Source organism: Pseudomonas cichorii (assembly GCF_018343775.1).
In the GTDB taxonomy this organism is placed as follows: Bacteria; Pseudomonadota; Gammaproteobacteria; order Pseudomonadales; family Pseudomonadaceae; genus Aquipseudomonas; species Aquipseudomonas cichorii.
Genome location: NZ_CP074349.1, coordinates 605,204 through 628,624 on the forward strand (window position 1 = coordinate 605,204; position 23,421 = coordinate 628,624).

The window sequence follows — 23,421 nt, forward strand, 5'->3', positions numbered from 1 at the left end:
ATATGGGGTTAGGTATGCGCATGCGCGCGCTGGTTACTGTAGTGGGCCTGCTGGTGATGGCTGTGGCCGTCGAAGCGCTGGCCGCTACCCAAGTACGAAGTGTCCGCTTATGGCGTGCACCGGATAACACCCGGCTGGTTTTCGATCTGTCCGGGCCTGTCCAGCACAGTGTTTTCACGCTGACATCGCCTGATCGTCTGGTCATCGATATCAATGGTGCGACCCTTGCCGGGCCGCTGAATGTGGCAACGGCCAATACGCCGATCACCAGCATGCGTTCGGCTCAACGTACTCCGACGGATCTGCGGGTGGTCATCGACCTGAAAAAGGTGGTCACGCCCAAGAGCTTCACCCTGGCGCCCAACCAGCAGTACGGCAACCGCCTGGTGGTGGACCTGTTCGACAATGCCGCCGACGCCAATCCTGCGCCGACTATCCCGGACAACGTGGCCAATACTGCGCCCGCTGTCCCTGTGAGCCCGGCCAAGCCCGAAATCAAGCTGACGCCTGTGCCCAACGGCAAGCGCGATATCGTGGTCGTCATCGACGCCGGTCATGGAGGCGAAGACCCTGGCGCCTCTGGCGGCAGAGGCCAGCAAGAGAAACATGTGGTGTTGTCCATCGCCAAGGAGTTGCAGCGCCAGATCAACGGTGAAAAGGGCTACCGTGCCGAGCTGACGCGCACCGGCGACTATTTCATTCCGTTGCGCAAACGTACGGAAATCGCTCGTGCCAAGGGCGCAGACCTGTTCGTGTCCATTCACGCCGACGCCGCACCTTCAAAAGCAGCCTTTGGTGCCTCGGTGTTTGCCTTGTCCGACAAGGGCGCAACCTCCGAAACAGCACGCTGGCTGGCGGACAGTGAAAACCGTTCCGACCTGATCGGTGGTGCCGGTGCGGTCAGTCTGGATGACAAGGACCGGATGCTGGCGGGCGTGCTGCTGGACCTGTCCATGACGGCTTCGCTGTCGTCGAGCCTGAACGTCGGGCAGAAGGTGTTGAGCAATATCGGTCGGGTGACTTCGCTGCACAAATCCCGTGTCGAACAGGCCGGGTTCATGGTGCTCAAGTCCCCTGACATTCCGTCGATCCTGGTGGAAACCGGCTTCATTTCCAACGCCAACGAAGCGAACAAGCTGACGACCTCTTCTCACCAGCAAGCGTTGGCCCGCTCGATCAATTCGGGCGTCAAACAGTTCTTCCAGCAGAATCCGCCTCAAGGCACTTACATCGCCTGGCTGCGGGATAACGGCAAGCTGGCGCAAGGGCCTCGTACCCATGTCGTGCGCTCGGGGGAAACCCTTGCGATGGTGGCTGCCCGTTATGACATGAGCGTGGCGACCCTGCGCAATGCCAACAACCTGAAGACCGATGCCTTGCGCATCGGCCAGGATCTGAGCATTCCGAGTACGGAGGTCGCTGCGCAATAATGAGTGACCTCCTTCTCGATGGCGATCAATCCGACGCCGTGAATGCAGCAGTGAATGCTGCCCGAATCGAACTGCTCAGCCCGCGACTGGCCAACCAGATCGCCGCGGGCGAAGTGGTCGAGCGCCCGGCCTCGGTCATCAAAGAGCTGCTGGAAAACAGCCTGGATTCCGGTGCCCGGCGCATTGATGTCGATGTCGAGCAAGCCGGTATCAAGCTGCTGAAAGTCCGTGATGACGGCAGCGGCATTTCTTCCGATGACCTGCCTCTTGCACTGGCGCGACATGCCACCAGCAAGATTCGCGAGCTGGAAGACCTTGAACGTGTCATGAGCCTGGGGTTTCGGGGTGAGGCGCTGGCGTCGATCAGCTCTGTGGCGCGCCTGACCCTGACATCTCGTACCCGCGATGCCGACAAGGCCTGGCAGGTCGAAACCGAAGGTCGCGACATGGCGCCGCGTGTGCAACCCGCCGCGCATCCGGTCGGTACTTCGGTGGAAGTGCGGGATCTGTTTTTCAATACGCCGGCGCGTCGCAAGTTCCTTAAGGCCGAGAAGACCGAATTCGATCACCTGCAGGAAGTCATCAAGCGCATGGCGCTGGCGCGTTTCGACGTCGCTTTCCATCTTCGCCACAACGGTAAAACTGTGCTCAGCCTGCACGAAGCCCATGACGATGCTGCGCGAGCGCGTCGTGTGGGGGCGATCTGCGGGCCTGGCTTCCTGGAGCAGGCGCTGCCGATAGAAATCGAGCGCAATGGCCTGCATCTGTGGGGGTGGGTCGGCTTGCCGACGTTCTCGCGCAGTCAGGCGGATCTTCAGTATTTCTTCGTCAATGGCCGTGCGGTGCGCGACAAGCTGGTGGCCCATGCGGTTCGTCAGGCCTATCGCGACGTGCTGTTCAATGGTCGGCACCCGACATTCGTGCTGTTTTTCGAGCTGGATCCGGCTGCCGTGGACGTCAACGTTCACCCGACCAAGCATGAAGTGCGCTTCCGTGACGGGCGCATGGTGCATGATTTCCTGTACGGCACCCTGCATCGTTCCCTGGGTGATGTGCGCCCCGACGATCAGTTGACCAGTGCGCCGATACCCGTGGTCGAACGCCCAAGCGGGCCGCAGGCCGGGGAGTTCGGGCCGCAAGGTGAAATGCGTCTGGCGAACAATGTGCTGGAGCAGCCTCAGGGCGAGCCTTATGCGCGACCGGCATCTGGCGGTTCGGGCGGCGGCTATCAGTATCAGTACTCGCCACGTCCGACTTCCGCATTGCCAACTGCCGAAGCGCAAAGTGCCTATCGGGAGTTTTTCGCGCCGCTGCCCGAGGCTGCACCGGCTTCGCTACCGGCGTCGCAAAGCGATATTCCGCCACTGGGTTACGCACTGGCGCAGCTCAAGGGTATTTATATCCTGTCCGAAAACGCCCACGGGCTGGTGCTGGTGGACATGCATGCCGCCCATGAGCGCATCATGTACGAGCGCCTGAAAATCGCCATGGCCAGCGAAGGCCTCAGCGGGCAGCCGTTGTTGGTGCCCGAGTCGCTGGCGGTGAGTCAGCGCGAGGCCGATTGTGCCGAAGAGCACATCGCGACCTTCCAGCGCCTGGGCTTCGAATTGCAGCGCCTTGGCCCGGAAACCCTGGCCATCCGGCAGATTCCGGCACTGCTCAAGCAGGCCGAGGCGAACCGTCTGGTCAGCGATGTACTGGCCGACCTGATGGAATACGGCACCAGCGACCGGGTGCAGGCGCATATCAACGAACTGCTGGGCACCATGGCGTGTCATGGCGCGGTTCGGGCCAATCGCCGTCTGGCCATCCCGGAAATGAACGCCTTGCTGCGCGATATGGAAAACACCGAGCGCAGCGGCCAATGCAACCATGGTCGACCCACCTGGACCCAGATGGGCCTGGACGACCTGGACAAATTATTCCTGCGCGGTCGTTGAATGAATGCTTTACCACCGGCCATCTTTCTCATGGGGCCAACTGCCGCTGGCAAGACCGATCTTGCCATCGAACTGACCAAAGTCCTGCCCTGCGAGCTGATCAGCGTCGATTCGGCGCTGGTCTATCGTGGCATGGATATCGGCACGGCCAAGCCTTCACGGGAGCAACTGGCCGAATTTCCCCATCGTCTGATCGATATTCTCGACCCGTCCGAAAGCTACAGCGCCTCCGATTTCCGTACTGACGCCATGGCCGCCATGGCCGAAATTACCGCACGGGGAAATATTCCTTTGCTGGTGGGCGGCACTATGTTGTATTTCAAGGCTCTATTGGACGGGCTTGCCGATATGCCTGCCGCCGATGCACAGGTTCGAGCCGAGCTTGAAGCTCACGCAAAGGCCCATGGCTGGCAGGCGTTGCATGATCAGTTGGCTGCCGTGGACCCGGTGTCTGCGGCACGTATACATCCCAACGATCCGCAGCGTCTGATCAGGGCGCTGGAGGTGTATCGAGTCAGCGGGATGAACATGACTGCGCATCGCGAGCAACAATCTGAGCAAACTGCTCAAGCCGCAGCGTCCGGGCGTCAGCAATTGCCCTATACTGTGGCCAGTCTCGCGATAGCTCCGGCTGATCGCAAGGTGTTGCATGACCGCATCGCGCTACGCTTTTTGCAAATGCTGGATCAGGGGTTTCTGGACGAAGTACTGGCTTTGCGCTCAAGAGGAGACCTGCATTCGGGTTTGCCATCGATAAGAGCTGTCGGTTATCGCCAGGTCTGGGATCACCTGGAAGGGAAGCTGACACGGGAAGAAATGCAGGAGCGGGGCATCATTGCCACGCGCCAGTTGGCTAAAAGGCAGTTCACCTGGCTACGCAGTTGGGAGAATTTGCACTGGTTGGACAGCCTGGCACGCGACAATCTGCCACGCACCTTGAAATACCTGGGATCGGCCTCCATATTGGGCTGAGTCCTTGCAATTGCCGTCTATCCTTGGGGGGTGGCCGGTTCAAGCCAATCGAATTCGTTTTATTATTATTGATCCTTAAAGGAGTGCGGCACATGTCAAAAGGGCATTCGCTACAAGACCCTTACCTGAATACCTTGCGTAAAGAGAAGGTCGGGGTTTCGATCTATCTGGTTAACGGCATCAAGCTGCAAGGCACCATCGAGTCTTTTGACCAGTTCGTCATCCTGCTGAAAAACACTGTCAGCCAGATGGTCTACAAGCACGCAATCTCCACTGTTGTTCCTGTTCGTCCGATTCGCCTGCCTAGCGCTACCGATTCCGATTCGGGTGACGCTGAGCCAGGTAACGCCTGATAGGAGTCTGCCTTGTTCTTTGAGCGCCACAGTGGTGGTGAGCGGGCAATTCTCGTTCACCTGGATGGTCAGGACCCTGAGGCGCGCGAAGATCCGCAGGAGTTTCAGGAGCTGGCCATATCGGCGGGTGCCGATACCGTCGCGTTTATCAACGTGCCGCGTCATCGGCCATCGGCCAAATACCTGATTGGCACTGGCAAGGTCGAAGAGCTTCGCGACCAGGTCAGGTCCGAGCAGGCCGATCTGGTTATCTTCAATCACACCCTCTCGCCCAGCCAGGAACGTAACCTCGAGCGTGCATTCGAGTGTCGCGTGCTGGATCGCACCGGTCTGATTCTGGACATTTTCGCGCAACGTGCGCGCACTCACGAAGGCAAGCTGCAGGTCGAACTGGCCCAGCTTGAGCATATGAGTACCCGTCTTGTTCGTGGCTGGACTCACCTTGAGCGTCAGAAAGGTGGTATCGGTTTGCGTGGGCCGGGTGAAACCCAGCTGGAAACGGACCGTCGCCTGCTTCGGGTTCGCCTGCGGCAGATCAAGGCGCGCCTGGAAAAGGTTCGCAGTCAGCGCGATCAGGCCCGCAGAGGGCGCAAGCGCGCCGATATTCCTTCGGTTTCACTGGTGGGTTATACCAACGCCGGCAAATCGACACTGTTCAATGCGGTGACAGACTCTGAGGTGTTCGCGGCCGACCAGTTGTTCGCAACCCTCGATCCGACCCTGCGCCGTCTGCAGCTCGACGATCTGGGGCCGATCGTTCTGGCCGATACCGTGGGTTTCATCCGTCACCTGCCGCACAAGCTGGTCGAGGCTTTCCGGGCAACGCTCGAAGAGTCGAGCAACTCGGACCTGCTGTTGCATGTGATCGATTCCCATGAGCCTGACCGCATGTCGCAGATCGAACAGGTCATGGCGGTGCTGGGAGAGATCGGCGCCGAGGGCTTGCCGATCCTTGAGGTGTATAACAAACTCGATTTGCTGGAAGGTGTGGATCCTCAGATACAACGCGATGCCGATGGCAAGCCGCAGCGTGTCTGGGTGTCTGCCCATGACGGTCGAGGGCTGGACCTGCTCAAGCAGGCTGTGGCCGAACTGCTGGGTGACGATTTGTTTGTCGGCACCTTGCGTTTGCCTCAGCGTTTTGCTCGACTGCGCGCACAGTTTTTTGAGTTGGGCGCGGTGCAGAGTGAAAACCATGACGAAGAAGGTGCCAGCCTGTTGGCAGTTCGTCTGCCGCGAGTCGAATTCAATCGCCTGGTGAGTCGCGAAGGACTGCAGCCGCTGGAGTTCATTGAGCAACACACTTTGCAATAAAAGCGCGGTAAAGCCATTGTACGGCTTTAACGGGCATTCTGTAGCATTGGTTGGCGCGCCGTGGGCGCGTCTTTGCTTTATCAGATGGAGAGCGCTATGGCTTGGAATGAGCCGGGTGGCAACTCGAATAATCAAGATCCCTGGGGTGGAAAACGCCGTGGCGGCGACCGCAAGGGACCACCTGATCTCGACGAGGCCTTCCGTAAGCTGCAGGAAAGCCTGAATGGGTTGTTCGGCGGCGGTAAGAAACGCAGCGGTGACGGTAATGGCGGCGGTTCGGGTGGTGGCGGTGGCTTCGGCCTGCTGGGCATCGGCCTTGTCGTGCTTTTCGCTTTCTGGCTTTACAACGCCGTTTACGTCGTTGACGAGCAGGAGCAGGCTGTAGTTCTGCGTTTCGGCCAATACTACGAAACCGTAGGTTCGGGTCTGAATATCTATTTCCCGCCGTTCGATCGCAAGTACATGGAAAACGTGACTCGCGAACGTGCCTACAGCAAGCAGGGCCAGATGCTGACCGAAGACGAGAACATCGTCGAAGTGCCGCTGACCGTGCAGTACAAGATCAGCAACCTGCAGGACTTTGTGCTGAACGTCGATCAGCCTGAAATCAGCCTGCAGCACGCGACCGAAAGTGCGCTGCGCCATGTCGTGGGTTCCACGGCGATGGATCAGGTACTGACCGAAGGTCGTGAGTTGATGGCGAGCGAAATCAAGGAGCGTCTGCAACGCTTCCTCGATACCTATCGCACCGGTATCACCATCACCCAGGTGAACGTACAGAGCGCCGCTGCACCGCGTGAAGTGCAGGAAGCCTTCGATGACGTGATCCGTGCCCGTGAAGACGAGCAGCGTGCCCGCAACCAGGCCGAGAGCTACGCCAATGGCGTGATTCCTGAAGCCCGTGGTCAGGCCCAGCGCATCATCGAAGATGCCAACGGTTATCGCGATGAAGTGGTTTCCCGCGCCAAGGGTGAAGCTGACCGCTTTACCAAGCTGGTTGCCGAATACCGCAAGGCTCCTGAAGTTACCCGCCAGCGTCTGTATCTGGACACCATGCAGGAAGTCTTCAGCAACACCAGCAAGGTTCTCGTGACCGGCGACAAGGGTCAGAACAATCTGCTTTATCTGCCGCTCGACAAGATGATCGAAAGCAGTCGTGGCGGTAGCACCGGAAACACTTCGGGTTCCGGCAGTGCATCCGCAACTGGAACGGATACTGGTGCGCGAGCGCCCGATACCCAGCAGCGCGATGTACGTACCAGGGAGAGTCGCTGATGAGCAATAAATCGCTGATCACCCTTATTGTTGGCGTGGTGCTGGCAATCGTTGCCTGGAACAGCCTCTATATCGTGTCCCAGACCGAGCGTGCGGTTCTGCTGCAATTCGGTCGTGTGGTCAAGGCTGATGTGCCGCCGGGCCTTCATGTGAAGATTCCTTACATGAACCAGGTGCGCAAGTTCGATGGCCGCCTGCTGACGCTCGACGCGCCTACCCAGCGTTTCCTGACGCTGGAAAAGAAAGCGGTCATGGTCGATGCCTACGCCAAATGGCGCGTGAAGGATGCGGAGCGTTTCTACACCGCGACTTCCGGCCTCAAGCAGATTGCCGACGAGCGCCTGTCGCGTCGTCTGGAATCCGGCCTGCGTGACCAGTTCGGCAAGCGCACCCTGCACGAAGTCGTGTCGGGTGAGCGTGACGCGCTGATGGCTGACATCACGGGCTCCCTGAACCGCATGGCCGAGAAAGAGCTGGGTATCGAAGTGATTGATGTCCGCGTCAAGGCCATCGACCTGCCCAAGGAAGTCAACCGCAGCGTATTCGAGCGCATGAGCACCGAGCGTGAGCGCGAAGCGCGTGAACACCGGGCCAAGGGTAACGAGCTGGCTGAAGGTATTCGTGCCGATGCCGATCGTCAGCGCCGTGTGCTGCTGGCTGAAGCCTATCGCGAGTCTGAAGAGGCACGCGGTGACGGTGATGCCCAGGCTGCTGCGATCTACTCCAAGGCTTACGGCCAGGACCAGGAGTTCTACGCGTTCTACCGTAGCCTGCGCGCCTACCGCGAAAGCTTCACGAGCAAGAGTGACGTGATGGTGCTTGATCCGGGCAGCGAGTTCTTCCGCTTCCTGGAAAAAGCCAAGCCGTAATTCATCAACCCGCCGGGCGGCAAAACCGTCCGGTGGGGTGATCGTACGGTAAAACGTGTGTATGATGCGGCAGCCGGGAAATTCCCGGCTTTTTTGCGTCTGCACGATTGATTGGCCGCAGCCGACTTAGCGGGCGGCAAGATTTTTCGAGGAGAGTGGTCAGCAAGGCCTGTCTCGGGCGTTTGTCGTGCCCGTCATACGGGCGACCACTTTCTGCTTCACTCAAGGCTTGCCTCACGGCTGGCCACCCGGATCACAGGGGAATGGCGTAATGGCAACGGTTGACCGCTGGCTGCTACCAGATGGCATCGAAGAAGTACTGCCACCAGAAGCGGCGCGTATCGAAGTAGCGCGTCGTCAGGTGTTGGATCTGTTCCAGAGCTGGGGCTATGAGTTTGTCGTCACCCCGCATATCGAATATCTGGAGTCTCTGCTCACCGGAGCCGGCTCGGACCTGGATCTGCGCACCTTCAAGGTGATCGATCCGCAGTCGGGACGGCAAATGGGCTTTCGTGCCGATATCACGCCGCAGGTGGCGCGTATCGATGCGCACACCCTCAAACGTGAAGGGCCAAGCCGTCTTTGCTACGCGGGCAGCGTCCTGCATGCCCAGCCGCGTGCCTTGTCATCCTCGCGCAGCCCGATTCAACTGGGCGCCGAGTTGTATGGCGATGCGAGCCCGAGCAGCGATGTCGAAGTCATCAGCCTGATGCTGGCGATGCTGCAACTGGCCGACGTACCTGATGTCCACATGGATCTTGGGCATGTGGGCATTTATCGTGGGCTGGCCCGTGCGGCCGGTCTGTCGGGCGAGGTCGAGCAGCAGTTGTTCGATGCCCTGCAGCGCAAGGCCATCGATGAAGTCATTGCCCTGACGGCCGATCTGCCGCAAGAGCTGGCCACGATGCTGCGGGCTCTGGTCGACCTGTGCGGCGGCCGTGAAGTTCTGGCTGCTGCTCGTGACCGTCTGGCGAATGCGCCTGCGCCCGTGCTCGCTGCACTGGACGATCTGCTGAGCATCGCCGAGCGCCTGTCTGCGCGCTTCCCGCAGTTGCCTTTGTATTTCGATCTCGGTGAGCTGCGCGGCTACCACTACCATACCGGTGTGGTCTTCGCGGTGTTCGTGCCGGGCGTAGGTCAATCGATTGCCCAGGGCGGTCGTTATGATGATATCGGCGCCGACTTCGGTCGCGCCCGTCCGGCAACCGGTTTCTCCACGGACCTGAAAACTCTGGTGACACTGGGTCGTGCAGAAATCGAGCTGCCATCGGGTGGTATATGGATGCCGGACAGCACGGATGCAGCACTCTGGCAGCAGGTTTGCCAGTTGCGCAGCGAAGGGCAGCGTGTGGTTCAGGCTTTGCCTGGGCAGCAGGTGAGTGCAGCGCGTGAAGCCGATTGCGATCGGCAATTGATTCAGCATGGCGAGCGTTGGCAGGTAATGCCGCTGGCTTCTTGAGTATTCCTGCCGGCCGCCGCCGGCACCCAGTTTGCGTGAATGAGGACAAGTGTTATGGGTAAGAATGTCGTAGTCCTGGGCACCCAATGGGGTGATGAGGGCAAAGGCAAGATCGTTGATCTGCTGACCGAACATGCGACCGCTGTGGTTCGCTATCAGGGTGGCCACAACGCAGGTCACACACTGGTGATCGATGGCGAGAAGACCGTCCTGCACCTTATTCCGTCCGGTGTGCTGCGCGAAGGCGTGCAGTGCCTGATCGGTAACGGTGTAGTGGTTGCACCCGACGCGCTGCTGCGCGAAATCGTCAAGCTTGAAGAGAAAGGCATTCCGGTGCGCGAGCGTCTGCGCATCAGCCCTTCATGCCCGCTGATCCTGTCGTATCACGTTGCTCTGGATCAGGCGCGTGAAAAGGCGCGTGGCGAACTGAAGATCGGTACGACCGGTCGCGGTATCGGCCCGGCTTACGAAGACAAGGTCGCGCGTCGCGGTCTGCGCATTGGCGACCTGTTCCATCGTGAGCGTTTCGCAGCCAAGCTGGGCGAACTGCTCGACTACCACAACTTCGTGCTGGTCAATTACTACAAAGAGCCTGCCATCGACTTCCAGAAGACGCTCGACGAGTGCATGGAATACGCTGACCTGCTCAAGCCGATGATGCTCGATGTCACCGCTGCGCTGCATGAAATGCGTCGCGACGGCAAAGACATCATGTTTGAAGGTGCCCAGGGTTCGCTGCTGGATATCGATCACGGTACCTATCCGTACGTCACCAGCTCCAACACCACTGCTGGCGGCATTGCTACCGGTTCGGGTTTCGGTCCGATGTACCTGGATTACATCCTGGGCATCACCAAGGCCTACACCACTCGCGTCGGTTCGGGTCCTTTCCCTACCGAGCTGTTTGATGATGTAGGTGCTTTCCTGGCCAAGCGTGGTCACGAGTTCGGTGCTACCACCGGCCGTGCCCGTCGTTGCGGCTGGTTCGATGCGGTCATCCTGCGTCGCGCTATCGAGATCAACAGCATCTCGGGTCTGTGCCTGACCAAGCTGGACGTTCTCGATGGTCTGGAAACCATCAATATCTGTGTTGGTTACGAGAATGACGAGGGTGCTGTCATTGACGCGCCTACCGATGCCGACAGCTACAACGGTCTGCGTCCGGTCTACGAGCAGATGCCAGGCTGGAGCGAATCCACTCTGGGCGCCAAAACTCTGGCAGAGTTGCCTGAGAATGCGCGTGCCTACATCAAGCGTGTTGAAGAATTGGTAGGCGCGCCTATCGATATCATCTCCACCGGCCCTGACCGCAACGAAACCATTGTTTTGCGTCATCCGTTTGCCTGATCGGGCTCGTTGAGCTATCTAAAAAGGGCCGCATCTTGCGGCCCTTTTTTGTTTCCGGTCGGGTGCTGGATTGTGCTTGCTGAACGGCACGGCGCTTGCTACATAGAAGCGTCAGAAAAGGTGCCATTATTTTAATGTCACCCATGGTGGAGGGATTCTCCCGTGTCAGCAGTGCTCTCTCTTTTACGCAGCCGCTTGCTGCGTCCGGTTTTCATCGCGCTTGGTATTGCCATTCTGGTGCAGGTGCTTGTTGCAGTCGCTCTTACCCGGAGCACCGTCACGGCGCTGGAGGCGGATCTTGCCAGCCGGTTGGGGGTAGATTCGCAACATTTGTCTTCTGAGTTGGAGCGGGCGAGTAGCGAGGTGACATCAAGTCTTGATGCGCTTTCTGCCAGCACCCGTCAACGCTTGAGTGCCGGCTTGTCTACACGTCTCAAGGACGAGCAGGTGCAATTGCGCGCTACGCTGGAAAAGAGCCTCAAGGATTCGGCTACCGATATGGCCGAGTTACTGGCGGCTGTGGCGCCGCGAGCCATGTGGGATAACGATACGCCCACATTGTCCGAATTCGCCCGTCGTGCGCAGCGCAATCCCAATGTGCTGTTCGTCGTCTACGACGATGCTGCCGGTGAGCACCTGACCCGCTATCTGAACCGTGACAATGCCTTGATCAAGTCGCTGCTCGCCAAGGGTGAAGGCGAGCGCGCCATGGACAAGGTCCTGAATGCCGCGAAAAACGATCCGTCGGTTTACTACATCGAAGCCTCTATCAGCCCTAATGGTGTCGAGATCGGCAAGGTGCGCATGGGGGTTTCCACGGCCACGGTCGAGGAAAACCTGGTGGCTCTGGACAAGCGCTTCTCGTCTCTGATCACCAATGGTGAGCAACTGGTTTCGGAAAGTCTGGTGAGCGCATCGAAAGATAGCTCGGCTGCGCTGCGCACTCGTTTGCAGTCTGCCCAGAGCGCTGCGACGGCGATGACCAGCAATACCAGCCTGGCCGTTCAAGGCGCGGCCGAAGACCTGCGCTGGAGGATCGGTCTCGGTCTGGCGCTGGTTGGCCTGGGAGTGTTGCTGCTGCTGGCTGTGGTGCTGGGGCGTCGAGTGGTCAGCAAGCTGCATCTGCTGATTGCGGCCCTCAATGACCTGGCGGCAGGCGAGGGCGATCTGACCAAGCGTGTCAAACTCGACAGCAATGACGAGATTGGCGATATGTCGGCGGCGGTCAACCGCTTCATCGACAAGTTGCAGCCGATCGTGCGCGAGGCGGGCGAAGTGGCTCAGCGTACCGGTGTTGAAATCGGTGTGATGAGCCAGCGTAACGCTGGCGCCGATGCGGCGGCTGAGCGGCAGCGTGACGAAGTGGCGGCCAGCCTGAAGGCTCTTGAGCAGATGGCCGATGAGGCGCAGTCGGAAAGCAATGCCATGCAGGCTGCTCTGCAGCAGGTGGTCGGTATCAAGCAGGCGACCGACGAGAACACTCGCACTTCGAATCAGGTGGGTGGGTTGATCGAGGCGCTGGCCGGGCAGGTGGAAACCGGATCGAAAGTCATCGAGCGTCTGGCGCAGCAAAGCGAGCAGATCGAAGTCGTGCTTGAGGTGATTCACGGGATTGCCGAGCAGACCAACCTGCTGGCCCTGAATGCCGCCATCGAAGCGGCTCGCGCTGGCGAGACCGGGCGTGGTTTTGCGGTGGTTGCCGATGAAGTGCGTGCACTGGCCAGCAAGACTCAAAGCTCAACCGGAGACATCCAGGAGCATATCGGTGCCTTGCAGCGCGGTGCCAAGGAAGCTGTGGCTGCCATCGGTCTTGCCGGGCGGCAGGCCAAGGAAGGGCTGGCGGTTCTGCGAGAGAGCGCGAAGCTGCAACAGACAGTCCAGGAATCGGTCGAGCAGGTGCATGCGGCAATCGGTCTCGCGACCAGGGCGGCAGAGCATCAGGCCGAAGGTGCCCAGGCGGTACGCGGTCGTGTGGAAGTGATTCATGCTCAGGCCGAGCAGGCCGCCAAGGCTGTCGTCGAGACTACGGCCAGCGGCAAGGTGCTCAATGGCCTGGCTGCGCAGTTGAAGGCGAGTCTGGGGCAGTTCAGGGCCTGATCATTTCGCGAATGAATTCGCTCCCTCAGTCTGTGGGGGTGAATTCATTCGCGAGCCTGCAAAATTCCAAACCCTGAAAAACACAAAACCGAGCGCGAGGCTCGGTTTTGTTTGAATTGGTGCCCAGAAGAAGACTCGAACTTCCACGACCTTGCGGTCACCAGCACCTGAAGCTGGCGTGTCTACCAATTTCACCATCTGGGCAGCATCTTCAGCGCTGTACGCCGTTGATGGGGCGCACTATACGGAGGGAGTTTCGATCTGTAAACCCCTGTTTTGGTTTTAATAATCAAAACCCTGAAATGCAAAAACCCGCTTTCGCGGGTTTTTGTTTGAGCCTGAAGATTGATGTAATCTGCAGCTCTGAATTGGTGCCCAGAAGAAGACTCGAACTTCCACGACCTTGCGGTCACCAGCACCTGAAGCTGGCGTGTCTACCAATTTCACCATCTGGGCAGTATCAACAAGTGTTTGCCTGTCGATGGCGCGCACTATACGGAGCGCCTTTTAAGCTGTAAACCCCTGTTGCCAAAAATATTTGGAAAATTTCGCAGGCGGCGTCCAGTGCGGTTTTTCGCGCCCTCTGGAAGGATTTTTAGAGGGGTAGGTGAGTCTGAAATTTCCCGTTTCAATAGGTGTATGCCAAACTAACCCACATATAGACAAGGTGAAAACTCTCTAATGGCCGATTGGCAGTCCCTCGATCCCGAGGCCGCTCGTGAAGCGGAAAAATACGAAAACCCTATTCCCAGCCGTGAGCTGATTCTGCAGCACCTTGCCGAGCGCGGTTCGCCGGCAAGTCGCGAGCAACTGGTCGAAGAGTTCGGCCTGTCCACCGAGGATCAATTCGAGGCCTTGCGTCGTCGTCTGCGGGCGATGGAGCGCGACGCTCAGTTGATCTACACCCGCCGCGGAACCTACGCGCCGGTGGACAAGCTGGACCTGATCCTGGGCCGCATCACCGGGCACCGTGACGGTTTCGGTTTCCTGGTTCCCGACGATGGCTCCGACGACCTGTTCATGAGTCCGGCGCAAATGCGTCTGGTGTTCGACGGCGACCGTGCCTTGGCACGCGTTTCTGGCCTTGACCGCCGTGGCCGCCGTGAAGGTGTCATTGTCGAAGTCGTTTCCCGTGCTCACGAAACCATCGTCGGTCGCTACTTTGAAGAGAGCGGCATCGGTTTCGTCATCCCGGATAACCCGAAGATCCAGCAGGAAGTGCTGGTGACGCCCGGGCGCAACAGCAGTGCGAAGATCGGTCAGTTCGTCGAGGTGAAAATCACCCACTGGCCGACGCCGCGCTTCCAGCCGCAGGGTGATGTGGTCGAAGTGGTGGGCAACTACATGGCGCCCGGCATGGAGATCGATGTCGCGTTGCGCACCTACGACATTCCCCATGTATGGCCTGAGGCCGTGCTCAAGGAAGCGGCGAAGCTCAAGCCGGAAGTCGAAGAGAAGGATAAGGAAAACCGCGTCGACCTGCGTCACTTGCCTTTCGTGACCATCGACGGTGAAGACGCTCGCGACTTCGACGATGCGGTCTACTGTGAAGCCAAACCGGGCAAGCTGCGTCTGTTCTCCGGTGGCTGGAAGCTCTACGTGGCGATTGCCGACGTATCGAGCTACGTGAAGATCGGCTCGGCGCTGGATGCCGAGTCCCAGGTGCGCGGCAACTCGGTGTATTTTCCCGAGCGTGTGGTGCCGATGCTGCCTGAGCAGCTCTCCAACGGCCTGTGCTCGCTGAACCCGCTTGTTGATCGTCTGGCCATGGTGTGTGAGATGACCATCTCCAAGACCGGCGAGATGACCGACTACGTCTTCTACGAAGCCGTCATTCACTCCCATGCTCGCCTGACCTACAACAAGGTCAGCACGATTCTGGAGCAGCCGAAGACTTCCGAGGCCAAGGCGCTGCGCGGCGAATACGCTGAAGTAGTGCCGCACCTCAAGCAGCTTTATGCGATGTATAAAGTGCTGCTGGGCGCGCGTCATGTGCGTGGCGCAATCGATTTCGAGACTCAGGAAACCCGGATCATTTTCGGTTCCGAGCGCAAGATTGCCGAAATCCGCCCGACGACCCGCAACGATGCTCACAAACTGATCGAAGAGTGCATGCTGGCTGCGAACGTGGCCACTGCCGAATTCCTGAAGAAGCATGAAATACCTGCGCTCTATCGTGTTCACGATGGTCCGCCGCCGGAGCGTCTGGAAAAGCTGCGCGCTTTCCTGGGCGAGCTGGGTCTGTCGCTGCATAAAGGCAAGGAAGGTCCTACACCGAAGGATTATCAGGCGTTGCTGGAAACCGTGCGCGATCGTCCGGATTACCACCTGATCCAGACCGTGATGCTGCGTTCGTTGAGTCAGGCGGTCTACAGCTCGGACAACAACGGTCACTTCGGCCTGAATTACGAGGCGTATACGCACTTCACTTCGCCGATTCGTCGTTATCCCGACCTGCTCACGCACCGGGCCATCCGCAGCGTGATCCGTTCGAAGCAGGATACGCCGCATGTTCGTCGTGCCGGTGCTGCAACGATTCCGAAGGCGCGTATCTACCCTTACGACGAAGCCATTCTGGAACAGTTGGGCGAGCAGTGCTCCATGAGCGAGCGCCGTGCCGACGAAGCTACGCGTGATGTGGTGAACTGGCTCAAGTGCGAGTTCATGAAGGATCGCGTAGGCGAGTCGTTCCCGGGCGTGATCACGGCCGTGACCGGCTTTGGTCTGTTCGTCGAACTGACCGATATCTACGTCGAGGGTCTGGTTCACGTGACTGCCTTGCCAGGCGATTACTACCACTTCGATCCTGTGCATCACCGTCTCGCGGGTGAGCGCAGCGGTCGCAGCTTCCGCCTGGGCGATACGGTCGAAGTGCGCGTCATGCGTGTCGATCTGGATGAGCGCAAGATCGACTTCGAGGTGTCCGAGAAGGCGGCCAGCGCGCCGGTCGGTCGCAAGCGTCGCGGCCAGGAAACTGCGCCTGCACCTGCTGCCGAGAAGAGCAGCCCGGCTGCCAAGCCTGCCGGGCGTCGTGGCTCTGCGGCCAAGGAAGCCGTGTCCGAAGCCTATCGCCCCAGCGATGCCGCGGCGAAAAACGCCGAAGTGCGCAAAAGCCGGGAAATGAAAAAGGCTCTTCTGGATCAGGCAAAGACCAGCGGCAAGACTTCCTCGGGTAAATCCGACAAGTCTGGTTCTGCTGCGTCGAAACCCAGTAAACATCGTAAGGGTCCGTCCAAGTCGGGCTCTGCTCCAGCTGCGAAAAGTGGCGGGGCGCGTAAACCCAAGGCCAAGTCATGAGTCAGTTGGAAAAAATCTACGGCGTGCACGCTGTAGAAGCGTTGCTGCGTCATCACCCAAAGCGGGTCAAGCACATCTGGCTGGCTGAAGGCCGGAACGATCCTCGTGTCCAGGTGCTTGTCGAGCTGGCTGGTCAGAACCGCGTCACTATCGGTCAGGCTGAGCGTCGCGAAATGGACGCCTGGGTCGAGGGCGTGCACCAAGGCGTGGTTGCCGATGTCAGCCCGAGCCAGGTCTGGGGCGAGGCGATGCTCGATGAGCTGCTGGATCGTACCGAAGGTGCGCCGCTGATTCTGGTGCTCGATGGCGTTACCGATCCGCATAACCTCGGCGCATGCCTGCGTACCGCCGATGCGGCCGGCGCGCTGGCAGTGATTGTGCCCAAGGACAAGTCGGCTACCCTGACGCCAGCTGTGCGTAAAGTGGCGTGTGGCGCGGCGGAAGTCATTCCTCTGGTGGCCGTGACCAACCTGGCCCGCAGCCTGGAAAAACTCCAGCAGCGCGGTCTGTGGGTGGTCGGCACGGCTGGCGAGGCCGAGCAGGAGTTGTATCAGCAGGACCTCACCGGCCCGACCATCCTGATCATGGGGGCCGAAGGCAAAGGCATGCGCCGCCTGACCCGCGAGCACTGCGACTATCTGGTACGCCTGCCGATGGCCGGTAGCGTCAGCAGCCTGAACGTCTCGGTCGCGACCGGCGTCTGTCTGTTTGAGGCGATGCGTCAGCGCAGCGTCAAAGCGGCCGCCGCGCGGAAGTAGGCGTTAGCGGCTAGCGGTAAGGTTCAAGCTGCAAGCGGTCGGAGTACGGCTTGCAGCTTATAGCTTGCCGCTGAAGCTGCTTCTTTCCCTTGCAGCTTCTTCCCCCCTTCTCTACAATTGCGCCCCTTGCTGTCACGGCAGGCGCTTTTGTGTCTGTCCCTGAGCAAGACTAACAGTGTCATTCACTCCTTGTCTGACCGCTTTGGCGGCAGGCTACAACCCGTAAGGAGCATTCATGCGTCATTACGAAATTATCTTTTTGGTCCACCCGGATCAAAGCGAGCAAGTCGGCGGCATGGTTGAGCGTTACACCAAGCTGATCGAAGAAGACGGCGGCAAAATCCACCGCCTGGAAGATTGGGGCCGTCGTCAACTGGCCTATGCAATCAACAATGTTCACAAGGCTCACTACGTGATGCTGAACGTTGAGTGCACTGGCAAGGCCCTGGCCGAGCTGGAAGACAACTTCCGTTACAACGATGCTGTGATCCGTAACCTGGTCATCCGTCGCGACGAAGCCGTAACTGGCCAGTCCGAGATGCTCAAGGCTGAAGAGAACCGCAGTGAGCGCCGTGAGCGTCGTGACCGTCCTGAGCACTCCGACAGCGCCGATGGCGATGACGGTGACAACAGCGACGTTAGCGATAACGCTGACGAGTAATCCACGGACCTTTTGAGGAGCCTATTACATGGCACGTTTCTTCCGTCGTCGTAAATTCTGCCGCTTCACCGCTGAAGACGTGAAAGAGATCGATTACAAAGATCTCAACACTCTGAAAGCTTACGTATCCGAGACCGGCAAAATCGTTCCAAGCCGTATCACCGGTACCAAAGCACGTTATCAGCGTCAGCTGGCCACCGCTATCAAGCGCGCCCGCTTCCTGGCCTTGCTGGCCTACACCGACAGCCACGGCCGCTGAGACCAGGTAGTCGACAAAACGTAACAAGGGATAGATAGCATGCGCGCCCTGGCTGAATTCATCATGCGCGGCCGTATGCAGGCCACTTTGTTAGTGGCTGGATGTGCGGCATTGCCGCTGTTGTTCTGGTTAAGTGCTGCCGCAGGTTGCCTTGTGCTCCTGCGACGCGGGTTCAGTGATTCCGTTGGTGTCCTGGCCTGGGCTCTGCTGCCGGCTTTGGCCTGGTGGTATTTCGGTGAGCCGCGTACAGCCATGGTGCTGTTCGGTTCGCTGAGTTTGGCAATGGTTTTGCGTGCCAGCGAGTCCTGGGTCCGCGTGCTGCTGGTCAGCGTGGCGTTGGGTGTGTTGTATGCAGTGATTCTGGGCACGGTTTTCCGCGAACCCATTGAAGCGATGTCGCAGGAGTTGCAGAAACACCTGCCGGCAATGCTCACGGGGCTCTACGAGCAATTGAACGTAGAAGAGCGAGCGCGTCTTGGAGCACTGATTACACCGGTACTCAATGGCCTGATAGCGTCGTTGCTGCAAATCGTTACAGTGCTGACCCTGATCCTGGGGCGTTACTGGCAAGCGTTGTTGTACAACCCGGGTGGTTTCGGACGCGAATTTCGCGCCCTGAGACTCCCGCTGATACCAACATCGGTGCTGTTGGTGTGCATGCTGCTGGGGCCGAACTTCGGTCCGCAGATGGCGATGCTTACACCGCTGTGCAGCGTACCGTTGTTGTTCGCCGGGCTGGCCCTGATGCATGGGATGGTGGCTGAAAAGCGACTGGCCAAGTTCTGGCTGGTGGGGATGTACATAACGCTGCTGGTATTCATGCAGCTGATCTATCCGTTGCTCGTGGTGATAGCCATTGTCGACAGCCTGATTGATTTTCGCGGTCGCCGGAAGCCGAAAGACTCCGGAGAAGGCCCTGCGAACGGTGAAGGTTAAAAGTTAAGAGGATTTTCCACATGCAACTGATCCTTCTGGAAAAAGTCGCGAACCTGGGCAACCTGGGCGACAAAGTAAACGTTAAGGCCGGCTACGGTCGTAACTACCTGCTGCCATACGGCAAAGCAACCGCTGCAACCGCTGCCAACCTGGCTGCGTTTGAAGAGCGTCGTGCAGAGCTGGAAAAACTGGCTGCAGAGAAAAAGGCTTCTGCCGAAACTCGCGCTGCCCAACTGGCTGAGCTGGAAGTGACCATCACTGCCACCGCTGGCGACGAAGGCAAGCTGTTCGGTTCTATCGGTACTCACGACATCGCTGATGCACTGACCGCCTCTGGCGTTGAAGTTGCAAAAAGCGAAGTTCGTCTGCCGAACGGCACTATCCGTAACGTCGGCGAATACGACGTTGCCGTGCACCTGCACAGCGACGTTGAAGCGACCGTTCGCGTTGTCGTGGTAGCAGCTTAAGCAGTACGCAATCGTCTGGCGGCTTTGCCGTTAGAGGATTAACATCGGGCACGATCCTGTTTACAGGTCGTGCCTTTTGTCTTTCTGCTAGCCCCTATTCTGTAAACCTCGAATTCAAGTGGCCATGAACGATATTTCCGCCCCCGAGCAATACGATCTGCAAACTGCTGCCCTCAAGGTGCCGCCGCATTCCATCGAGGCCGAACAGGCTGTGCTCGGTGGTTTGATGCTGGACAACAACGCCTGGGAGCGTGTGCTTGATCAAGTATCCGATGGCGATTTCTATCGGCATGACCACCGCCTGATCTTCCGCGCGATTGCCCGGCTAGCCGATCAGAACAGCCCGATTGACGTTGTGACCCTGTCCGAACAACTGGACAAGGAAGGTCAGACGTCTCAGGTGGGTGGTCTGGCGTACCTCAGTGAGCTGGCGAAAAACACGCCGTCTGTCGCCAACATCAAGGCCTATGCCCAGATCGTTCGTCAGCGGGCGACCCTGCGCCAGTTGATCGGCATCAGCAACGAGATTGCAGACAGCGCTTTCAACCCCGAAGGCCGTACCGCCGAAGAAATTCTCGACGAGGCCGAGCGGCAGATCTTCCAGATCGCCGAGGCGCGGCCCAAGACTGGCGGCCCGGTGGGCGTCAATGACCTGCTGACCAAGGCCATCGACCGTATCGACACGCTGTTCAACAGTGATAACGCGATTACCGGCCTGTCCACGGGCTATACCGACCTGGACGACAAGACCAGCGGCCTGCAACCGGCCGACCTGATCATCGTTGCCGGTCGTCCGTCCATGGGTAAGACCACGTTCGCCATGAACCTGGTGGAAAACGCGGTATTGCGCAGCGACAAGGTCGTACTGGTCTACTCGCTGGAGATGCCAGGCGAATCGCTGATCATGCGTATGCTTTCCTCGCTGGGGCGTATCGACCAGACCAAGGTTCGTGCCGGCCAGCTGGAAGATGATGACTGGCCGCGTCTGACCTCGGCGGTCAATCTGCTCAATGACCGCAAGCTGTTCATCGACGATACGGCCGGTATCAGTCCGTCCGAGATGCGTGCCCGTACCCGTCGTGTTGCCCGCGAGCACGGCGACATCGCCATGATCATGATCGACTACCTGCAGTTGATGCAGATTCCGGGTTCTGCCGGTGACAACCGGACCAACGAGATTTCCGAGATTTCCCGCTCGTTGAAAGCCCTGGCCAAGGAATTCAACTGCCCGGTCATTGCCCTCTCGCAGCTCAACCGCTCCCTGGAGCAGCGCCCCAACAAGCGCCCGATCAACTCCGACTTGCGGGAATCCGGAGCGATCGAGCAGGATGCCGACGTCATCATGTTCGTGTATCGCGACGAGGTGTATCACCCGGAAACCGAGCACAAGGGCATTGCCGAGATCATCATCGGCAAGCAGCGTAACGGCCCGATCGGTACGTCCCGTCTGGCGTTCATCGGCAAGTACACCCGCTTCGAGAATCTCGCGCCGGGCAGTTACAACTTCGATGACGAGTGATGCGCAGGAGCGAATTCATTCGCGAATGAATTCGCTCCTGCAGACAGGGCTTCATCGATAACTAATCCGACCACTATCGTCGGATTTGATCATTTTTTGTGCTATATTCCGCGCCCGCGATTTTTCCAACGTGCAAACGTAGGTCCTGACATGCAAGCAGCCAAGCCGTTATTTGACTATCCCAAGTACTGGGCCGAATGTTTCGGACCGGCGCCTTTCCTGCCGATGAGCCGGGAAGAAATGGATCAGCTTGGCTGGGATTCCTGCGATATCATCATCGTCACCGGCGATGCCTATGTGGATCACCCGTCTTTCGGCATGGCGATCATTGGTCGCCTGCTGGAATCCCAGGGTTTCCGCGTCGGGATCATTGCCCAGCCTGACTGGCAGTCCAAAGACGACTTCATGAAGCTCGGCGAGCCGAACCTGTTCTTCGGTGTCGCTGCTGGCAACATGGACTCGATGATCAACCGCTATACCGCGGACAAGAAGATCCGTTCCGACGACGCCTATACACCGGGCGGTCTGGCCGGCAAGCGTCCTGATCGTGCGAGCCTGGTCTACAGCCAGCGCTGCAAGGAAGCCTACAAGCATGTCCCGATCGTGCTGGGTGGTATCGAAGCCTCGCTGCGCCGCATCGCGCATTACGATTACTGGCAGGACAAGGTTCGCAACTCGATCCTGATCGACGCCAGCGCCGACATCCTGCTCTACGGCAACGCCGAGCGTGCGATTGTCGAAGTCGCCCAGCGTCTGTCCTACGGCCATAAGATTGAAGAGATCACCGATGTGCGCGGCACGGCGTTCATCCGTCGCGATACGCCGGCTGGCTGGTACGAAGTCGATTCGACGCGCATCGACCGTCCGGGCAAGATCGACAAGATCATCAACCCGTACGTGAACACTCAAGATACCCAGGCCTGCGCCATCGAGCAGGAAAAAGGCCCGGTTGAAGATCCGAACGAAGCCAAGGTCGTGCAGATCCTGGCCAGCCCGCGCATGACCCGCGACAAGACGGTCATCCGCCTGCCTTCGGTCGAGAAAGTCCGCAACGACGCCGTACTCTATGCCCACGCCAACCGTGTGCTGCACCTGGAAACCAACCCGGGCAACGCCCGTGCGCTGGTACAGAAGCATGGCGATGTGGACGTCTGGTTCAACCCGCCGCCCATTCCGATGACTACCGAAGAAATGGACTACGTGTTCGGCATGCCCTATGCGCGCGTTCCGCACCCGGCGTACGGCAAGGAGAAGATTCCGGCCTACGACATGATCCGTTTTTCGGTCAACATCATGCGTGGCTGTTTTGGTGGCTGTACCTTCTGTTCGATCACCGAGCACGAAGGGCGGATCATCCAGAACCGTTCCGAAGATTCGATCATTCGTGAAATCGAAGAGATTCGCGACAAGGTTCCCGGTTTTACCGGCGTTATTTCCGATATGGGCGGTCCGACCGCGAACATGTATCGCATCGCCTGCAAAAGCCCGGAAATCGAGTCGGCGTGCCGCAAGCCGTCCTGTGTTTTCCCTGGCATCTGCCCGAACCTGAACACAGACCACTCGGCGCTGATCCAGCTGTATCGCAGTGCCCGCGCCCTGCCGGGCGTGAAGAAGATCCTCATCGCTTCCGGCCTGCGTTACGACCTTGCGGTCGAGTCGCCGGAGTACGTCAAAGAGCTGGTGACCCACCACGTGGGCGGTTACCTGAAGATCGCCCCGGAACACACCGAGGAAGGTCCGCTCAATCAGATGATGAAACCGGGCATCGGCAGCTATGAAAAATTCAAGCGCATGTTCGAGAAGTATTCGAAAGAGGCAGGCAAGGAGCAGTACCTGATCCCTTACTTCATCGCCGCCCACCCGGGCACCACCGATGAAGACATGATGAATCTGGCGCTGTGGCTCAAGGGCAATGGTTTCCGTGCCGATCAGGTGCAGGCGTTCTATCCGTCGCCAATGGCTTCGGCGACCGCCATGTATCACTCGGGCAAGAACCCGCTGCGCAAGGTCACGTACAAGAGCGATGGCGTCACCATCGTCAAGAGCGAGGCTCAGCGTCGTCTGCACAAGGCGTTCCTGCGCTATCACGACCCCAAAGGCTGGCCGATGCTTCGCGAAGCGCTGGAGCGCATGGGCCGTGCCGACCTGATCGGTCCTGGCAAGCATCAGTTGATCCCGCTGCATCAGCCGGCGACCGACAGCTATCAGAGCGCCCGTCGCAAGAACTCGACACCGGCTGGCAGTCACAAGGTGGGCAAGGGTGGCAAGACCACTCTGATCCAGACCCAGCATACCGGCCTGCCGCCCCGTGGCAGCGACGGCAGCAAGCCTTGGGACAAGCGCGAAGAAGCCAAGGCCGCTGCGCTGGCTCGCAACAAGCAGGCTGCCAAAGAGCGGATGGAAGCCGCCAAGGGCGGAAAGGGCAAGAAGCCAGCCCGTAAGCCAGTGGTCCCGCGCTAACGGCTCCT

Annotated in this window: 18 protein-coding genes and 2 tRNA genes; 18 read left to right on the forward strand and 2 right to left on the reverse strand. The window is 59.1% G+C overall.

Annotated features, from left to right (window positions below; all coding sequences use genetic code 11):
* Positions 1-14: 14 nt before the first annotated feature.
* From KGD89_RS02705 to KGD89_RS02750, 10 genes are all read left to right on the forward strand, one after another.
* Positions 15-1,430, forward strand: coding sequence for an N-acetylmuramoyl-L-alanine amidase (locus KGD89_RS02705; RefSeq protein ID WP_025258293.1), 1,416 nt, complete (start codon positions 15-17; stop codon positions 1,428-1,430).
* Complete coding sequence (gene mutL, locus KGD89_RS02710; protein WP_025258294.1) at positions 1,430-3,370, forward strand: DNA mismatch repair endonuclease MutL; 1,941 nt, start codon at positions 1,430-1,432, stop codon at positions 3,368-3,370. The genes KGD89_RS02705 and mutL overlap by 1 nt, the downstream gene beginning before the upstream one ends.
* A complete protein-coding gene (miaA, locus tag KGD89_RS02715) occupies positions 3,371-4,342 on the forward strand; it encodes a tRNA (adenosine(37)-N6)-dimethylallyltransferase MiaA (RefSeq protein WP_025258295.1) in 972 nt (323 codons plus the stop codon).
* Positions 4,343-4,434: 92 nt separating this feature from the next.
* Complete coding sequence (gene hfq / locus KGD89_RS02720) at positions 4,435-4,695, forward strand: RNA chaperone Hfq (protein ID WP_025258296.1); 261 nt, start codon at positions 4,435-4,437, stop codon at positions 4,693-4,695.
* 12 nt (positions 4,696-4,707) lie between these two features.
* The gene (hflX, locus tag KGD89_RS02725; protein ID WP_025258297.1) at positions 4,708-6,009 is read left to right on the forward strand and encodes a ribosome rescue GTPase HflX; all 1,302 of its coding nucleotides are present in this window, start codon (positions 4,708-4,710) and stop codon (positions 6,007-6,009) included.
* Between the two features lie 96 nt (positions 6,010-6,105).
* Positions 6,106-7,284 carry an FtsH protease activity modulator HflK gene (hflK, locus tag KGD89_RS02730; protein WP_025258298.1) on the forward strand — a complete coding sequence of 393 codons (1,179 nt, stop codon included), beginning with the start codon at positions 6,106-6,108 and terminating at the stop codon, positions 7,282-7,284.
* The gene (gene hflC / locus KGD89_RS02735) at positions 7,284-8,153 is read left to right on the forward strand and encodes a protease modulator HflC (protein WP_025258299.1); all 870 of its coding nucleotides are present in this window, start codon (positions 7,284-7,286) and stop codon (positions 8,151-8,153) included. The genes hflK and hflC overlap by 1 nt, the downstream gene beginning before the upstream one ends.
* A gap of 271 nt (positions 8,154-8,424) precedes the next feature.
* On the forward strand, positions 8,425-9,612 hold the full coding sequence (locus KGD89_RS02740; protein ID WP_025258300.1) for an ATP phosphoribosyltransferase regulatory subunit: 1,188 nt from the start codon (positions 8,425-8,427) through the stop codon (positions 9,610-9,612).
* Positions 9,613-9,666: 54 nt separating this feature from the next.
* Complete coding sequence (locus KGD89_RS02745; protein ID WP_025258301.1) at positions 9,667-10,959, forward strand: adenylosuccinate synthase; 1,293 nt, start codon at positions 9,667-9,669, stop codon at positions 10,957-10,959.
* A 162-nt stretch (positions 10,960-11,121) separates the two neighbouring features.
* Positions 11,122-13,056 (forward strand): methyl-accepting chemotaxis protein, encoded by a 1,935-nt coding sequence (locus tag KGD89_RS02750; protein ID WP_025258302.1) that lies wholly within the window; start codon positions 11,122-11,124, stop codon positions 13,054-13,056.
* Positions 13,057-13,173: 117 nt separating this feature from the next.
* Here the strand turns inward: KGD89_RS02750 and KGD89_RS02755 are convergent.
* Positions 13,174-13,260, reverse strand: a tRNA-Leu gene (locus KGD89_RS02755).
* 165 nt (positions 13,261-13,425) lie between these two features.
* Positions 13,426-13,512, reverse strand: a tRNA-Leu gene (locus KGD89_RS02760).
* A gap of 225 nt (positions 13,513-13,737) precedes the next feature.
* On the opposite strand from KGD89_RS02760, the gene rnr reads away from it, so the two are divergent.
* The 8 genes from rnr (at position 13,738) to KGD89_RS02800 (ending at position 23,413) form a co-directional block, all read left to right on the forward strand.
* A complete protein-coding gene (rnr, locus tag KGD89_RS02765) occupies positions 13,738-16,353 on the forward strand; it encodes a ribonuclease R (protein WP_025258303.1) in 2,616 nt (871 codons plus the stop codon).
* Positions 16,350-17,111, forward strand: a complete 762-nt coding sequence (gene rlmB / locus KGD89_RS02770; RefSeq protein ID WP_025258304.1) for a 23S rRNA (guanosine(2251)-2'-O)-methyltransferase RlmB — start codon at positions 16,350-16,352, stop codon at positions 17,109-17,111. The genes rnr and rlmB overlap by 4 nt, the downstream gene beginning before the upstream one ends.
* A gap of 235 nt (positions 17,112-17,346) precedes the next feature.
* Positions 17,347-17,772, forward strand: coding sequence for a 30S ribosomal protein S6 (gene rpsF / locus KGD89_RS02775; protein ID WP_002551828.1), 426 nt, complete (start codon positions 17,347-17,349; stop codon positions 17,770-17,772).
* 28 nt (positions 17,773-17,800) lie between these two features.
* Positions 17,801-18,031: a 30S ribosomal protein S18 gene (gene rpsR, locus KGD89_RS02780; protein WP_002551829.1), complete on the forward strand. Its 231-nt coding sequence runs from the start codon at positions 17,801-17,803 to the stop codon at positions 18,029-18,031.
* 39 nt (positions 18,032-18,070) lie between these two features.
* Entirely contained in the window at positions 18,071-18,967 is an 897-nt protein-coding gene (locus KGD89_RS02785) for a YybS family protein (RefSeq protein WP_025258305.1), read from the forward strand.
* Between the two features lie 20 nt (positions 18,968-18,987).
* Positions 18,988-19,434 carry a 50S ribosomal protein L9 gene (gene rplI / locus KGD89_RS02790; protein WP_025258306.1) on the forward strand — a complete coding sequence of 149 codons (447 nt, stop codon included), beginning with the start codon at positions 18,988-18,990 and terminating at the stop codon, positions 19,432-19,434.
* A 124-nt stretch (positions 19,435-19,558) separates the two neighbouring features.
* Positions 19,559-20,953: a replicative DNA helicase gene (dnaB, locus tag KGD89_RS02795; RefSeq protein WP_025258307.1), complete on the forward strand. Its 1,395-nt coding sequence runs from the start codon at positions 19,559-19,561 to the stop codon at positions 20,951-20,953.
* Between the two features lie 150 nt (positions 20,954-21,103).
* Positions 21,104-23,413, forward strand: coding sequence for a YgiQ family radical SAM protein (locus tag KGD89_RS02800; RefSeq protein ID WP_025258308.1), 2,310 nt, complete (start codon positions 21,104-21,106; stop codon positions 23,411-23,413).
* The last annotated feature ends 8 nt before the right edge of the window (positions 23,414-23,421 follow it).

What these genes read in the sequence shown, in the direction of transcription:
- hflC (WP_025258299.1), top strand. Translation starts at nt 7,284, where the DNA reads ATGAGCAATAAATCGCTGATCACCCTTATTGTTGGCGTGGTGCTGGCA.
- rpsF (WP_002551828.1), top strand. Translation starts at nt 17,347, where the DNA reads ATGCGTCATTACGAAATTATCTTTTTGGTCCACCCGGATCAAAGCGAG.
- dnaB (WP_025258307.1), top strand. Translation starts at nt 19,559, where the DNA reads ATGAACGATATTTCCGCCCCCGAGCAATACGATCTGCAAACTGCTGCC.
- hfq (WP_025258296.1), top strand. Translation starts at nt 4,435, where the DNA reads ATGTCAAAAGGGCATTCGCTACAAGACCCTTACCTGAATACCTTGCGT.
- KGD89_RS02800 (WP_025258308.1), top strand. Translation starts at nt 21,104, where the DNA reads ATGCAAGCAGCCAAGCCGTTATTTGACTATCCCAAGTACTGGGCCGAA.
- rlmB (WP_025258304.1), top strand. Translation starts at nt 16,350, where the DNA reads ATGAGTCAGTTGGAAAAAATCTACGGCGTGCACGCTGTAGAAGCGTTG.
- KGD89_RS02745 (WP_025258301.1), top strand. Translation starts at nt 9,667, where the DNA reads ATGGGTAAGAATGTCGTAGTCCTGGGCACCCAATGGGGTGATGAGGGC.
- mutL (WP_025258294.1), top strand. Translation starts at nt 1,430, where the DNA reads ATGAGTGACCTCCTTCTCGATGGCGATCAATCCGACGCCGTGAATGCA.
- rnr (WP_025258303.1), top strand. Translation starts at nt 13,738, where the DNA reads ATGGCCGATTGGCAGTCCCTCGATCCCGAGGCCGCTCGTGAAGCGGAA.
- KGD89_RS02705 (WP_025258293.1), top strand. Translation starts at nt 15, where the DNA reads ATGCGCATGCGCGCGCTGGTTACTGTAGTGGGCCTGCTGGTGATGGCT.
- miaA (WP_025258295.1), top strand. Translation starts at nt 3,371, where the DNA reads ATGAATGCTTTACCACCGGCCATCTTTCTCATGGGGCCAACTGCCGCT.
- hflK (WP_025258298.1), top strand. Translation starts at nt 6,106, where the DNA reads ATGGCTTGGAATGAGCCGGGTGGCAACTCGAATAATCAAGATCCCTGG.
- rpsR (WP_002551829.1), top strand. Translation starts at nt 17,801, where the DNA reads ATGGCACGTTTCTTCCGTCGTCGTAAATTCTGCCGCTTCACCGCTGAA.
- rplI (WP_025258306.1), top strand. Translation starts at nt 18,988, where the DNA reads ATGCAACTGATCCTTCTGGAAAAAGTCGCGAACCTGGGCAACCTGGGC.
- KGD89_RS02785 (WP_025258305.1), top strand. Translation starts at nt 18,071, where the DNA reads ATGCGCGCCCTGGCTGAATTCATCATGCGCGGCCGTATGCAGGCCACT.
- KGD89_RS02740 (WP_025258300.1), top strand. Translation starts at nt 8,425, where the DNA reads ATGGCAACGGTTGACCGCTGGCTGCTACCAGATGGCATCGAAGAAGTA.